Here is a 14924-nt window from a genome sequence, read left to right on the forward strand (position 1 = left end):
ATCCTGTGCAGTGTCGCAAATTTTCAAACAGGACAAACAACAAGGGGGCGAATCTTCATCCGCCCCCTGCTTGCTCGCTTACTCCTGCGGTTCTTCGTCGGCGGCGGCGTCGAGTTGCTGGTCTTCGGCAACCTCGTCGATCACGACTTCACCGTCGAACACTGCACCCTCTTCACCTTCAAGCCCTTCGCCTTCCAGCTCTTCGCCTTCGACTTCCGACGGCTCCTGAACCCGCTCCAGGCCCACCAGCGTTTCATCGCTGGCCAGTTTGATCAGGGTCACGCCCTGGGTGTTACGACCCAGGCTGGACACTTCGTCGACGCGGGTACGAACCAACGTACCCTGGTCGGAAATCAGCATGATCTCTTCACCGTCGAGCACCTGAACCGCGCCGACCAGACGACCGTTACGCTCGTTGCTGACCATGGCGATAACGCCCTGACCGCCACGCTTGTACTCAGGGAACTCAGTGATCGCGGTGCGCTTGCCGAAACCACGCGCCGAAGCGGTGAGGATCTGACTGCCTTCTTCCGGGATCAGCATGGAAATCAGCTTCTGGCCTTCCGGCAGACGCATGCCGCGGACACCGCGAGCGGTACGCCCCATGGCGCGAACGTCGGTTTCCTTGAAGCGAGTCACCTTGCCGCCGTCGGAGAACAGCATGACTTCGCGCTCGCCATCGGTAATGGCGGCGGAGATCAGCACGTCGCCTTCATCCAGTTCCAGCGCGATCAGGCCAACGCTGCGTTGACGGCTGAAGGACTCCAGCGGGGTCTTCTTCACGGTGCCCTTGGCGGTGGCCATGAAGATGAAGTGACCCTCGGTGTATTCCTCGACCGGCAGCATGGTGGTGATGTATTCATCACTGTCCAGCGGCAGCAGATTGACCAGCGGACGACCACGGGCAGCACGGGACGCTTCCGGAATTTCGTAGGTTTTCAGCCAGTACACCTTGCCCTTGCTGGAGAACAGCAACAGCGTGGTATGGCTGTTGGCGACCAGCAGGTGAGCGATGTAGTCCTCATCCTTGACGCCGGTGGCCGATTTGCCTTTACCGCCACGACGCTGGGCCTGGTACGCCGCCAACGGCTGGGTCTTGGCATAGCCACCATGGGAAATGGTCACGACGCGGCCTTCTTCCGGGATCATGTCGCCCAGGGTCAGGTCGAGACGGGCATCGAGAATCTCGGTGCGACGCACATCGCCGTACTCGGCGCGAATCACTTCCAGCTCTTCGCGGATCACTTCCATCAGGCGCGTGGCGCTGTTGAGGATGCGGATCAGCTCGCCGATCTGGTTGAGGATCTCTTGATACTCGGCCAGCAGCTTTTCGTGCTCCAGACCAGTCAAGCGGTGCAGACGCAGCTCCAGGATGGCTTGCGCCTGTTCCGGCGACAGGAAGTACTTGCCGTCGCGCAGACCGTATTGCGGATCGAGGTTTTCCGGGCGGCACGAGTCGGCACCGGCACGCTCGACCATCGCGACCACGGCGGAGGATTCCCACGGCGTGCTGATCAGCGCTTCCTTGGCTTCCGACGGGGTCGGCGAAGCCTTGATCAGGGCAATGACCGGGTCGATGTTCGACAGGGCAACCGCCTGGCCTTCCAGGATATGGCCACGTTCACGCGCTTTGCGCAGTTCGAACACGGTACGGCGGGTAACGACTTCGCGACGGTGACGAACGAAGGCTTCCAGCAGGTCCTTGAGGTTGAGGATCCGCGGACGACCATCGATCAGCGCGACGATGTTGATGCCGAAAACGCTTTGCAGCTGGGTCTGGGCGTAAAGGTTGTTGAGGATCACCTCAGGCACTTCGCCGCGACGCAATTCGATCACGACGCGCATACCGTCCTTGTCGGACTCGTCGCGCAGCTCGGTGATGCCCTCGAGCTTCTTCTCCTTGACCAGCTCGGCGATCTTCTCGATCAGACGGGCCTTGTTCAGCTGGTAAGGAAGTTCGGTGATGACGATCTGCTGACGACCACCGACCTTGTCGATGTCTTCGATGATCGAACGGGCACGCATGTAAATGCGTCCGCGACCGGTGCGGTAGGCTTCGATGATACCGGCGCGACCGTTGATGATCGCGGCGGTCGGGAAGTCCGGACCGGGGATGTATTGCATCAACTCATCGACGGTCAGTTCCGGGTTGTCGATGAGTGCCAGGCAACCGTCGATGACTTCACCGAGGTTGTGCGGCGGAATGTTGGTCGCCATGCCCACGGCGATACCGCTGGAGCCGTTGACCAGCAGGTTGGGGATCTTGGTCGGCATGACCGCGGGGATCATCTCGGTGCCGTCGTAGTTGGGCACCCAGTCCACGGTTTCTTTATGCAGGTCGGCCAGCAGCTCGTGCGCCAGCTTGGTCATGCGCACTTCGGTGTATCGCATGGCCGCGGCGTTGTCGCCGTCCACCGAACCGAAGTTGCCCTGACCGTCTACCAGCAGGTAACGCAGCGAGAATGGCTGCGCCATCCGAACGATGGTGTCGTACACCGCGGTATCACCGTGAGGGTGATACTTACCGATCACGTCACCGACCACACGGGCAGATTTCTTGTACGGCTTGTTGAAGTCGTTGCCCAGCTCGCTCATCGCGAACAGTACACGCCGGTGCACGGGCTTCAAGCCATCGCGCGCATCCGGCAGTGCCCGCCCGACAATCACGCTCATCGCGTAGTCGAGGTAGGACTGCTTCAGCTCGTCTTCGATATTGACCGGGAGGATTTCTTTGGCCAGTTCGCCCATGAGAAGCCTGATTCCTTTTTCTGGTGAAACTTCGTCACATCCATATGGGACGAACGAAGCTCGCCGATGCAGACTGAGTGCCGTGCACCGACTTACGACAAATCAACGAGTTATGCCATGGATCTGCGCAGTAAAGGCAGCCACATCAGGCTACCCTGGAAACCGCCGGATGTTATCACAAGAGCCGCCACGCACCTATCCCCCAGATGCGCATGGAGCATAGTTAGTTGACCGGTGACAGGCTTGAAAGGGACGAGAGGGGCTTAGAGGGATCATCAAGCCCGATTCGCACGCCAAATTGCGGCTATCAGGCAAGGTAGATCGCGTCATCGTTCTTCGCGGGCAAGCCTCGCGCCTACAGAATCATCGAACCTGTAGGAGCGAGGCTTGCCCGCGAAGGCGATTTATCAGGCAAAACAGATCATCAATGCAGACGCTTGCGGCACATCAACTGGGCCATTTTCGCGGTGTCCGGGCGCTCGACGATGCCTTTTTCGGTGACGATTGCATCGATCAGGTCGGCCGGGGTCACGTCGAACACCGGATTGAACGCTTCCACATCCGCCCCCACCCGCTTGCCGCCGACTTCCAGCAACTCGCGGCCATCACGCTCTTCGATGGGAATCTCGTCGCCGCTGGCCAGGTTCATGTCGATGGTCGAACTCGGCGCCACCACCATGAAACGCACGCCGTGGTGCATGGCGTTGACCGCCAATTGGTAGGTGCCGATCTTGTTCGCCACATCGCCATTGGCGGTGATGCGGTCGGCGCCAACGATCACCCAGGTCACGCCCTTGGTTTTCATGATGTGCGCGGCGGCGGAGTCGGCATTTAACGTCACGGGAATGCCTTCATTGGCCAACTCCCATGCGGTCAATCGCGAACCCTGCAGCCATGGACGGGTTTCGTCGGCATAGACGCGCTCGACCATGCCTTCGATGAACGCCCCGCGAATCACCCCCAGCGCCGTGCCGAAGCCGCCGGTGGCCAGTGCGCCGGTGTTGCAATGCGTGAGGATCGCCTGGGCGTTGCCCTGATGTTTGCGGATCAGGTCAACGCCCAACTGAGCCATGGTCAGGTTGGCTTCGCGATCACTTTCATGAATGGCGAGGGCTTCGGCCTCCAGCAGCGCCAGCGGATCGGCCTGATCCTTCAAGCGCTCAAGCCGCTCGCGCATGCGACCCAAGGCCCAGAACAGGTTGACCGCGGTCGGACGGGAATCGGCCAGCAGCGCGAAATCTTCTTCGAGCGCCGCTTGCCAGTCGCCGCCTTCGGCAAGACGGGCGCGGGCCGCCAGCACTACGCCATAGGCGGCACTGATGCCAATGGCCGGCGCGCCGCGCACCACCATCGAGCGAATGGCCTCGGCCACACCCGCAGCGCTGGTATAGGCGATCCAGGTTTCCTCGAACGGCAAAATACGCTGATCCAGCAGGTACAGTGCGCCATCACGCCAATCGATGGCCTTCACCTTCTCCGCAGCCAACAGTCGATCGCGCATCCCACACCCCGCACTCATAAACAAAAGCCGCCGATTATAGCGATCCCCCCGCGAAGACGCTCGGGTATACTTCGCCATCCTTTACAAAAGCACTGGAACCAACCCTCGATGCCGACCCCCACCGCTGCGCTCGACCTATTATTGCTGCCGACCTGGCTGGTACCTGTCGAACCGGCTGGCGTGGTCCTCAAAGAGCATGCCTTGGGCATCCGCGACGGGCGTATCGTCTTTATCGGCCCGCGCGCCGCGGCCTTGAAGCTTAACGCAAGCGAAGTGCGCGAGTTACCGGGCATGTTGCTCGGCCCCGGCCTGATCAATGCCCACGGGCATGCGGCAATGACGCTGTTCCGCGGCCTGGCCGACGACCTGCCGCTGATGACCTGGCTGGAAAACCATATCTGGCCGGCAGAAGCCAAGTGGGTCGACGAGGCTTTCGTACGTGATGGCACTGACTTGGCCATTGCCGAGCAGATCAAGGGCGGCATCACCTGCTTCTCTGACATGTATTTTTTCCCGAAGGTCGCCAGCGAACGCGTGCATAACAGCGGCATTCGCGCCCAGATCGCCATTCCGATCCTCGATTTCCCGATTCCAGGCGCCAGCACGGCGGATGAAGCCATTCGTCAGGGCGTCGAATTATTCGGCGATCTCAAGCATCACGAACGGATCAAAGTCACCTTCGGCCCCCATGCCCCGTACACCGTGGGCGACGAAAACCTGGAAAAAATCCGGGTGATCGCCGAAGAGCTGGACGCCTCGATTCACATGCACGTCCATGAAACCGCCTTCGAAGTGCAGCAGTCGGTGGCGCAGCGCGGCGAACGCCCGCTGGCGCGCCTCGGCCGCCTGGGCCTGCTCGGGCCGCGCTTCCAGGCCGTTCACATGACCCAGATCAGCGATGAAGACCTGGTGCTGCTGGTAGAAAGTAACACCAATGTGATTCATTGCCCGGAGTCGAACCTGAAGCTGGCCAGCGGTTTCTGCCCGATCGAGCGCTTGTGGCAGGCTGGGGTCAATGTGGCGGTCGGCACCGATGGCGCGGCCAGCAATAATGACCTGGACCTGCTCGGCGAAACCCGCACCGCCGCGCTGCTGGCCAAAGCCGTCGCCGGTTCGGCCACCGCACTGGACGCCCATCGCGCGCTGCGCATGGCCACGCTCAATGGCGCCCGCGCGCTGGGAATCGAAACTGAAACGGGCTCGCTGGAAGTCGGCAAAGCGGCGGACATCGTCGCATTCGACCTGTCGGGCCTGGCGCAGCAACCGGTCTACGACCCGGTTTCGCAACTGATCTATGCCACCGGCCGCGACTGCGTGAAACACCTTTGGGTCGCCGGCAAGCAACTGCTCGACGACCGCCGCCTGACCCACCTGGATGAAGCGCAACTGTGCGCCACCGCCAAGGCCTGGGGCCAGCGCATCAGCGGCCATACCGAATCGTAAGCACCCTGGACCAAAACCGGGGCAACAGGATTTTTCAAGTTTTAGAGGACTGACACCATGAGCAACGTCGACCACGCCGAAATCGCCAAATTCGAAGCCCTGGCCCATCGCTGGTGGGACCGCGAGAGCGAATTCAAACCGCTGCACGACATCAACCCGCTGCGGGTCAACTGGATCGACGAGCGCGTCAACCTGGCCGGCAAGAAAGTCCTCGACGTCGGCTGCGGCGGCGGCATCCTCAGCGAAGCCATGGCCCAACGCGGCGCCACCGTGATGGGTATCGACATGGGCGAAGCGCCGCTGGCGGTCGCGCAGTTGCATCAACTGGAATCCGGCGTAAACGTCGAATACCGGCAAATCACCGCCGAAGCGCTGGCTGAAGAAATGCCCGAGCAATTCGATGTGGTGACCTGCCTGGAAATGCTCGAACACGTGCCAGATCCGTCCTCGGTGATCCGCGCCTGCTTCCGTATGGTCAAGCCTGGCGGCCAGGTGTTCTTCTCCACCATCAACCGCAACCCGAAGGCCTACCTGTTCGCCATCGTCGGCGCCGAATACATCATGAAGCTGCTGCCGCGCGGCACCCACGACTTCAAGAAGTTCATCCGCCCCTCGGAGCTTGGCGCCTGGAGCCGCATGGCCGGCCTGACCGTCAAGGACATCATCGGCCTGACCTACAATCCGCTGACCAAGCACTACAAACTGGCGGCCGATGTCGACGTCAACTACATGATCCAGACCCTGCGCGAGGAGTAAGCCGATGCGTATCAGAGCAGTTCTTTTCGACATGGACGGCACCCTGCTCGACACCGCGCCGGACTTCATTGCCATCTGCCAGGCGATGCGTGCTGACCGTGGTTTGCCGCCGATGAACGACAAACACATCCGTGACGAAATCTCCGGCGGCGCCAAGGCGATGGTCGCAGTGACCTTTTCCATGGACCCGGAATCGCCGGGCTTCGAGGAGCTGCGCCTGGAGTTTCTGGAACGCTATGTCAAAGGTTGCGCGGTTCACAGCAAACTCTTCGACGGCATGGGCCAATTGCTGGCCGACATCGAGAAAGCCAACCTGATCTGGGGCGTGGTCACCAACAAGCCGCTGCGTTTTGCCGAGCCGATCATGCAGCAACTGGGGCTGGCCGAGCGTTCGGCGCTGCTGATCTGCCCGGATCATGTAAAGAACAGCAAACCGGACCCGGAGCCGTTGATCCTGGCGTGCAAGATGCTCGACCTGGACCCGGCCAGCGTGCTGTTTGTCGGCGATGACCTGCGCGATATCGAGTCCGGGCGTGATGCCGGCACCAAGACTGCCGCCGTGACCTATGGCTATATTCATCCGGACGATAACCCGCGGCATTGGGGCGCGGATGTGGTGGTCGATCATCCGCTGGAGTTGCGCCAGGTGCTCGATAGCGCTTTGTGCAGTTGCTGAGTTGAGATGCTTTTGTAGGAGCCAGGCTTGCCGGCGATGGCGATTCTGGATACGCCTTCGCCGGCAAGCCTGGCTCCTACAGGGTCCGCATTTTTGAGTTGAGGTTTTTTATGTTTGATTATTCCGCCCGCCCTGAACTGCTCAAGGACCGGATTATCCTGGTCACCGGCGCTGGCCGCGGCATCGGTGCCGCCGCTGCGAAAACCTACGCCGCCCACGGCGCCACCGTGCTGTTGCTGGGCAAGACCGAAGCCAACCTGACTCAGGTCTATGACGAGATCGAGGCGGCCGGGCATCCACAACCGGTCGTGATCCCGTTCAACCTGGAAACCGCCCTGCCCCACCAATACGATGAACTGGCGGCAATGATCGAGACCGAGTTCGGCCACCTCGACGGTTTGCTGCACAACGCCTCGATCATTGGCCCACGCACGCCGATCGAACAGTTGTCCGGCGAGAACTTCATGCGCGTCATGCAGGTCAACGTCAACGCCATGTTCATGCTCACCAGCACCCTTCTGCCGTTGCTCAAGCTGTCTCAGGATGCCTCGGTGGTGTTCACCTCCAGCAGCGTTGGCCGCAAGGGTCGTGCGTACTGGGGCGCTTACGGTGTTTCCAAATTCGCCACCGAAGGCCTGATGCAAACCCTGGCCGACGAAGTAGACACAGTGGCCCCTGTGCGCGCCAACAGCATCAACCCCGGCGCCACCCGCACCAGCATGCGCGCTCAGGCCTACCCCGGGGAAAATCCGCTGAACAACCCGACACCCGAGGAGATCATGCCGGTCTACCTTTACCTGATGGGTCCGGACAGTACCGGCATCAATGGCCAGGCGTTCGACGCTCAGTAACGCCCGTGCGTCGCTTTTGTGCCGCGACGGCTTCCCGCCGCGGCATTCAAATCCGCGGATAACTACCTCTGTTTCAAGTCAAACAAATGACACCGCGCGCAGCGACCTCCCTGGCAAAACCTTCCAGTCTTTTGATTTGGAACGCTTTTTATTCGACTGAACGCAATGGCACGACTTTCGCTCTAATTTCACTCAGACACGCCGTGTGAAAGCAGACGGAGGCGGCGCTTTAGCCGAGAGGTTACTAATCTTCGGCAAAGCGGATTAAACTCGTGCCAAATGTCCTACGGGACTGATGGACCAGTATGACGCGCAGCCCAGAGCCGCTCTCACCCAGCCTGTAAGACAGCCTTACTGCTTAGGGGCTCACGCCATATGAAATCACCTTCCCAGACCAACGCAATTGACTTCGACAGTGCCAAATTGCAGCGCCTGGGCTTTGGTCAGCAGCCTCCCCTCCTGGGGCGGCCCGTCAGTCTTGCGCAGTTGCGCCAGGAGCTGGGCCTGCAACTGCAAACCAGTCTTGAGCCGCAACGCATTCTCGGACTTTTCTTCCGCGAAATTCAGCGCCTTGTGCCACTGGATGCCTTGAGTTATGAGCATCAGCCCAGCGACTTGCGCCTGCAATTCGGCCAGCGGGGTCATCATTCAATCAGCTACAGCCTCAGCCACGAAGGCGAGCAATTGGGTGAGCTGGTGTTTCGCCGCAATCAACGCTTCAGCGATGAAGAACAAGGCCATCTGGAGTCGCTGCTGTCGGCGCTTCTCTTTCCGATGCGCAATGCCTTGCTTTACCGTGCTGCCACTCAAAGCGCCCTGCGCGACCCGCTGACAGACACGGGCAATCGCATCGCGATGGATCAAACGCTGCATCGGGAAATCGAGATGTCACGACGGCACTCGCAACCCCTGTCGCTGCTGATGCTGGACATCGATCACTTCAAACAGATCAACGACACCTACGGACACAGTGCCGGCGATGAAGTGCTCAAGTCCGTCGCAGCCTCGATCAAAAGCCAGTTGCGCAACGTGGACATGGTGTTCCGGTTTGGAGGCGAAGAGTTCCTGATCCTGCTGTCCAACACCAACCGTGAAGCCGCGGCCATGGTCGGCGAACGTCTGCGGTTTGCGGCGCAGGCCCAGGACTATGCGGCCGACGGCAAGGTGATCGAACTGACGGTCAGCCTGGGTTGCTCGACCCTGCTGCCCGGCGAGTCTGCCGAGAGCCTGTTGCGACGAGCCGACAGTGCGTTGTATGTGGCCAAGCGCGAGGGGCGTAACCGGTTGACGATGGCGGGTTAGGTATTTTTGAAGAGATCGCAGCCTTCGACGGCTCCTGCGGGCTGCCGAAGGCTGCGATTTTTTAGCTTTCGGCCAACGCCATCCGCTCACGGGCTACCGGGGCTTTTCCTGCCAGTTCCAACTGCATGCAACGCTCCAGGAACAGGTACATGTAGTCGTAACTTTTGCAGACCGCCTGGCGCAATTCCATCTGCAGGGATTGGCTCGGGTTCATCCCCGCCAGGGTGCAGATGATTTCCAGCGCTTCCCAAGGATGGGCATCGTCGTACTGGGCATGCATCTTCAACCACTTCATGGCTCGCTTGCGATCTTCCTCAGGGAACGAGGCCGCGTAGACGCCATTGGAACAGACCAGTGCCGACCACTCCCCGGTCGCCCCCTCGATGGCGTAGTTGGTGGCGGCGATGGCCACGATCAGCGAGTCCGACGAACTGGTGTGCCAGCACCAGTGGCTCAACGCGTGAAGCTCAGGGGCAACCTGTTGCGCTTGCAGATCCTCCAGGCTGACACCGTGAGCACGGCTCCAGTGCACCCAGTAATCGGCATGATTCAGTTCGACGCGAATGTTGCGCATCAGCCAGCGACGCGCCATGTCTTCGCCAGGGTGGCGCGCAAAACGGGTCTTCGTCAGGTTCTGTGCCATGTATAACGCGAACTGTTCGACCACCGGCCAGCCACCAATGAGGTACTGACGCATGGTTTTTGCGCTGAGCTTGTTATCGCGCATGCGCTGATACAGTTCGTGTCCGACAACCCGGCGCTTGCTCTCGCTGCAATCCTGAATCAATTGCTGAGCCCAGGCGGGGTAACTTGCAGCTTCCATGAGGGGTCCGGTTCGGTTGAATGTGTCGATCACTGTCGCGCTCCTTTTGATTGTGATTTTTTAGATCGACAAGAGGTTTCAACGGAACGTGCCGGGCGCCTTGAATAACAAAGGGCGGGGCCTGGCAGGACGACTTTGCAAACTATCCCAGGTAAACAGATGCGGGCGTTCAATCACATACCCTTGAGCGTAATCCACTCCGATCTCCAGCAATGCCTGCTCGATCTGAGGTGTTTCAACGAACTCGGCAATCGTGCGCTTACCCATGACATGACCGATGTGGTTGATCACTTCGACCATGGCGCGGTTAATCGGGTCGTCCAGCATATCCTTTACGAAACTCCCGTCGATCTTCAGGAAGTCTACAGGTAAATGTTTCAAGTAAGCGAATGAGGACATACCGGCGCAGAAGTCATCCAATGAAAAGTTGCAACCTAAGCCTTTGAGTTCATTGATAAATCTGATTGCGCTCGGCAAATTCGCAATCGCGCTGGTTTCTGTAATTTCAAAACAAATCATTTCAGGTGGAATTGAATATGCAACAAACTGTTCACGAAGAAAGTCCAGAAACGCCTCATCTCCGATAGTAATACCTGACAGATTTATCGCACACATGGCCAGCGGCCCTTGGCGCTCCAGTGCAATGCACTGGGCAATGACCTTGAAAACGTTCTCCACCACCCAGCGATCGATCGACGTCATCAAACCATAACGCTCGGCGGCCGGAATGAAACTGTCCGGCAGAATCATGCGCCCGGCTTCGTCATGCAGTCGCAGCAGGATTTCGATATGCCCGCCGCTCTGCTCGCCAGGGCCCAGCGGTGCAATTTCCTGGGCATACAGGCAGAAGCGGTCTTCTTCCAATGCCATGTGCAGTCGCTGCACCCAGGCCATTTCGCCAAAGCGCAGGGACAGCTCAGAGTCGTCGGCGTGATAGACCTGAACCCGGTTGCGGCCCTTTTCCTTGGCCATGTAACAGGCCATGTCAGCGGCACGCAGTGAGGCTTCGAGGGTGGCCGGACTCTGGGTCACGTGCACCAGACCGATGCTCACGGTGGTCACGAACGGCCGGCCTTTCCAGACAAAGTGCAGATTCTGCACAGTCTGGCGCAGGCCTTCGGCGATTTTCTCGGCCGCTTCCGGCGCACAGTTTTCCAACAAAATGCCGAACTCGTCGCCACCCAATCGAGCCAGGGTGTCGCCTTCGCGCAAACCTGATTGCAGCAACGCACAAATATGCCGCAACAACTCGTCGCCCGCGGCATGACCGCAGGTGTCGTTGACCAGTTTGAATTGATCCAGATCGAGGAACATCAAGACGTGGCGCCCCCCCTGTCGCACCAGGTTATGCAGCGCCTGTTCGAGGCGATATTCGAATTCGCGACGGTTGGCTAACCCGGTCAAGGCATCATGGGTCGCCTGCCAGGACAGATTGGCGATGTACTGCCGTTCCTGGGTCATGTCATGCAGCACCAGCACGGTGCCACTGACCTTGTCCATGTTACGGATCGGCGCGCCGACCAGGGTGACCGAAACCGTGCTGCCATCCAGGCGCTGGATCAGTTTGGAATGTTCACTGCCGCCGCAGAGCTGACCGCTCAAAATATGCTCGATCAAGGTAAAACCGTCGCTCTGAGCATTCTCGTCCAGCAAATTGAACAGCGCTGCCAATGGCAACCCCGCCGCCTGTTCGGCCTTCCAGTGAGTCAAGGCCTCGGCAGCCGGATTCATGTAAGCAATAGCGCCCTCGACGTCTGTGGTGATCACCCCGTCGCCAATCGATTGCAGCGTGATCTGCGCCCGGTCTTTCTCCAACTGCAAGGCATCGGCGAAGGCATGGCGCTGCTTGAGCAGTTTATGGGTACGCAACAAGGCCAGCACGATCAGGCCCAGCGCAGTGGCGAGGTTCGTCGCCAGCAGCAGCCGCAGAATCATGCGCGAGCCCTCGCCCAAGGCATCGCTGAACGCTTTGGCGGCGGGCGTCACGCCATCATTAATGACTAGAATCTGCTGCTTCCAGCGCTGGATGTCGGCATCAGTGGCCTGGCTATCGACGATGCCCTGATGCATTTCCCGCGCGACGTCATCGAGCCGCACCAGGTACGCGTCACCGACCGTCCAGCGTTCGATGGCTTTTTCAAGGTAACTGAAGTGCCGGAAGTTGAGGTACAGCCAAATCAGGCTGGAGACATCGTCCGGGTGATTGCCACCCTTGAGAATCCCGAGCCGCGCGGCCTCTATATTCGGTGGCTGGTGATCCAGCGCCAGACGCAATTCGTGACCGCCTTGAGGCACGGCAATCGCGTTCTGGTACTTGAAAAAGATCGTCTCGTCGCGACTGTCTGCGTAGAGATTGAGGTAATAGATGGCGTCTTTCTGCCCTTTGGACCACAGACTTTCACCGCCGACGTAGCCGCGAACCGCCGAAAGAACGTAAAGGCTGACGCCTCCCAACAGAGCCTGAAATAACACGACGGCGATGAATGGCCAGACGATGCCCAACAACCGTGGCGTTCCGAGAGTCCTTTTTGGCTTCATGAGGTCCCTTGCTTGTACTGCCCGTTCGTCGTCCGGACGAAACGCTACAGCTAGACTAGGTTGGGTTCTCACTCTAGGCAAGCTGCGCAGGCTTATGCTCGAGGGCAGCAGCATATCAGGAGAGCGGTATTTCTCCTCGTAGCCACACGATTGAAAGAACGCGCCCTAATCCTGCATTCCACACGCCATATATATGTACCGCCACTGGCGCTCTCGGATTCGATTTACTGCGGACAGCTTCCACGACTCGCCCATGCAATATCGGGCAGAAGCTCTCAAGTCAATAACGTCCAAGAGGGCACCCCATCATGCAATTACCTGCGTCTGCTTCAAACGCTCCATCAGACCCCAAGGCCTCCCCCTCCTACGCATTACAGTATCAGGGCCTGCTGGACGACTATGACCTTCTGCTCTCGTTCTTGCGAGGGACTGAAAAACCATCTGGAACGCTTGCAAACACTTTAATGAGACCGCGACCGTTTTCCCCTCTGGACCTGGACAGTCAGGATGGCCAAAGCGCCTTGCAGGCGTTGATCAAAGATGATGACTATCGGGCGCTATGCAGGCGTCAGAACGCATCATATGGAAGCCTGACGATCACAATGAAAGACGAACAGGCCGTTTATCAAACGCTTGACCTGGACAGAACCACAACGATCACTTTATCGCTGATCGACAACCCGAAATGGGCGACCTGGACTTCCCGAATTAACAAAGCCGCACAGAAACTGGGAGGACAGATTCGCTCCGATGGCCTCTTCAGCATCGCCAGGATGGCCGGGTATTACGGAATGACTCCCTGGGATCCGGAAGATGCCGCCGAACATCGAGCCGCCATTTATGCATTGGAAGAGAAACGCGCTCGTCATTCACTGCAATTGGACAGTGGCGTTGATATCGGTTCGTTGACTTCCGCACCCACCGCTGAAGAGACGACCGGGGTCAGAATAAATGAGGCTGTCAGGCAGTTCCTGCCAATAACAGAAACATCATTAATCGGCTATCTCGCAAAAAATTTATCTTCAGAAACAACTGCCACGCAAATTCGGGAGAAGCCAACGGTATTTCTCGAAAAAATCCTGCGGTCTGACGATGCTATTCGGCTGGCGCAGGCATTACTGGAGAAGTTGGATTGGTATGGCGCAAAAGCCGATGAAGAGGCATCCCCCTTCGTTCAAAACAAGCTCTTGAGCAGAGCCATTCGTTTGTGGGAACGACGTGAAAAGGACAACCCGAAGGACATCGCCGGATACCCTTGGTATCAGCGTTCCAACTATGGAAAAAGCTATGAGGCGATCTGGAGTGAGTTCGAGAATCATCTTCTGAGCAGCGAACGCGCGTCATCGGAAGCCGAGGCCATTTTGCTCGCCAGTCTGTACCGATCGGAGTTTCCGAGTGACTTCCACAGATCCGATATTCCCTCTGACTTGCCCTACAGAAGCTCCCCGGTCTGGGTGAATTTTGTCCATGGTCTCAACCTTGCTGAAGCCATCGAGCCTGACCGAGTTCCACGCATGACCTTCCAGCAACTGGTGGACTTTCCTTTGCAAGAGTCCAAAGGCGCCACTGCGCAGGAGCTCAAACTCATTGCCTGGTGCAGGATTCCTCCAGCAGTGGATTGGGCTATCGCCAATGGCATCGTGCTAGAGGACAAACTCTCGTTTTACACCGATGAGGTACAAGGACGCGCNAAACTCTCGTTTTACACCGATGAGGTACAAGGACGCGCCCTGGAAGCGCTCGACAAACATACCGGCGCGTTGAAAGCAGCTATCGTTCAGATGGATGTCGATATTCCCAAGAGACCGGATATCGCTGACAAAGAAATAAAAAATTATTTCGGTCCCACGGCACTTACCTCTGATGGGCGAAAACTGATCAGGGATCACGGACCGGATACGGGTTCCAGGCAATTACCATCACTCAAGGACAAGAGCGTTAGTCTTCGAGATGTCTATATGTGGAAAAAGCACAAAGGCAAGGATTGGATCATCACCACGCCGGATGGAAAGAGCAGGAGCACGAATTATTTAACCATTAACCCGAGCGGTTACGTCTCAACGTTGGACCCACGAATTCTTTACCATTTAAGGGCCAGAAAGCTGCCAGACGTTAATCAACTATTTGAATCCGAATACACAACCTACCTTAGGTCGACTAAAACCGCTTATCAAACATTGCTGACCGGTCTTTTCTCTTTCCTACCGCATGATGATCGTCAGGCCATAGAATATGGCGAGACAAAGATTTATACCTTAAGGGCATCAACCAAAAGCATAGAGTTGG

At 58.4% G+C, this 14924-nt stretch carries 9 protein-coding genes; 5 read left to right on the plus strand and 4 right to left on the minus strand.

Features of this window, described 5'->3' with window-relative positions:
* Positions 1 to 78 precede the first annotated feature (78 nt).
* Together gyrA and mtnA are read right to left on the minus strand one after the other, a co-directional pair.
* Positions 79 to 2748: a DNA gyrase subunit A gene (gene gyrA, locus HCU66_RS24395; protein ID WP_205890967.1), complete on the minus strand. Its 2670-nt coding sequence runs from the start codon at positions 2746 to 2748 to the stop codon at positions 79 to 81.
* 424 nt (positions 2749 to 3172) lie between these two features.
* Positions 3173 to 4249 carry an S-methyl-5-thioribose-1-phosphate isomerase gene (mtnA, locus tag HCU66_RS24400; protein ID WP_205890968.1) on the minus strand — a complete coding sequence of 359 codons (1077 nt, stop codon included), beginning with the start codon at positions 4247 to 4249 and terminating at the stop codon, positions 3173 to 3175.
* 108 nt (positions 4250 to 4357) lie between these two features.
* Here mtnA and HCU66_RS24405 point away from each other — a divergent pair, with 108 nt between their 5' ends.
* From HCU66_RS24405 to HCU66_RS24425, 5 genes are all read left to right on the plus strand, one after another.
* A complete protein-coding gene (locus HCU66_RS24405) occupies positions 4358 to 5692 on the plus strand; it encodes a TRZ/ATZ family hydrolase (RefSeq protein ID WP_205890969.1) in 1335 nt (444 codons plus the stop codon).
* A gap of 57 nt (positions 5693 to 5749) precedes the next feature.
* Entirely contained in the window at positions 5750 to 6448 is a 699-nt protein-coding gene (ubiG, locus tag HCU66_RS24410; RefSeq protein ID WP_019650491.1) for a bifunctional 2-polyprenyl-6-hydroxyphenol methylase/3-demethylubiquinol 3-O-methyltransferase UbiG, read from the plus strand.
* Positions 6449 to 6452: 4 nt separating this feature from the next.
* Positions 6453 to 7124 (plus strand): N-acetylmuramic acid 6-phosphate phosphatase MupP, encoded by a 672-nt coding sequence (mupP, locus tag HCU66_RS24415; protein ID WP_205890970.1) that lies wholly within the window; start codon positions 6453 to 6455, stop codon positions 7122 to 7124.
* A gap of 110 nt (positions 7125 to 7234) precedes the next feature.
* The gene (locus HCU66_RS24420; RefSeq protein ID WP_205890971.1) at positions 7235 to 7975 is read left to right on the plus strand and encodes a YciK family oxidoreductase; all 741 of its coding nucleotides are present in this window, start codon (positions 7235 to 7237) and stop codon (positions 7973 to 7975) included.
* 375 nt (positions 7976 to 8350) lie between these two features.
* Entirely contained in the window at positions 8351 to 9277 is a 927-nt protein-coding gene (locus HCU66_RS24425; protein ID WP_205890972.1) for a GGDEF domain-containing protein, read from the plus strand.
* Between the two features lie 61 nt (positions 9278 to 9338).
* Here the strand turns inward: HCU66_RS24425 and HCU66_RS24430 are convergent, their stop codons facing one another.
* Positions 9339 to 10100 carry an iron-containing redox enzyme family protein gene (locus HCU66_RS24430; protein WP_241015662.1) on the minus strand — a complete coding sequence of 254 codons (762 nt, stop codon included), beginning with the start codon at positions 10098 to 10100 and terminating at the stop codon, positions 9339 to 9341.
* A gap of 78 nt (positions 10101 to 10178) precedes the next feature.
* A complete protein-coding gene (locus HCU66_RS24435) occupies positions 10179 to 12638 on the minus strand; it encodes an EAL domain-containing protein (RefSeq protein ID WP_205890974.1) in 2460 nt (819 codons plus the stop codon).
* Positions 12639 to 14924: the final 2286 nt, after the last annotated feature.

This window comes from Pseudomonas frederiksbergensis, from assembly GCF_017114915.1.
GTDB lineage: Bacteria > Pseudomonadota > Gammaproteobacteria > Pseudomonadales > Pseudomonadaceae > Aquipseudomonas > Aquipseudomonas frederiksbergensis_I.

Coding starts and splice junctions, on each gene's coding strand:
- gyrA (WP_205890967.1), bottom strand. CDS start 2,748: ATGGGCGAACTGGCCAAAGAAATCCTCCCGGTCAATATCGAAGACGAG.
- mtnA (WP_205890968.1), bottom strand. CDS start 4,249: ATGCGCGATCGACTGTTGGCTGCGGAGAAGGTGAAGGCCATCGATTGG.
- HCU66_RS24405 (WP_205890969.1), top strand. CDS start 4,358: ATGCCGACCCCCACCGCTGCGCTCGACCTATTATTGCTGCCGACCTGG.
- ubiG (WP_019650491.1), top strand. CDS start 5,750: ATGAGCAACGTCGACCACGCCGAAATCGCCAAATTCGAAGCCCTGGCC.
- mupP (WP_205890970.1), top strand. CDS start 6,453: ATGCGTATCAGAGCAGTTCTTTTCGACATGGACGGCACCCTGCTCGAC.
- HCU66_RS24420 (WP_205890971.1), top strand. CDS start 7,235: ATGTTTGATTATTCCGCCCGCCCTGAACTGCTCAAGGACCGGATTATC.
- HCU66_RS24425 (WP_205890972.1), top strand. CDS start 8,351: ATGAAATCACCTTCCCAGACCAACGCAATTGACTTCGACAGTGCCAAA.
- HCU66_RS24430 (WP_241015662.1), bottom strand. CDS start 10,100: ATGGAAGCTGCAAGTTACCCCGCCTGGGCTCAGCAATTGATTCAGGAT.
- HCU66_RS24435 (WP_205890974.1), bottom strand. CDS start 12,638: ATGAAGCCAAAAAGGACTCTCGGAACGCCACGGTTGTTGGGCATCGTC.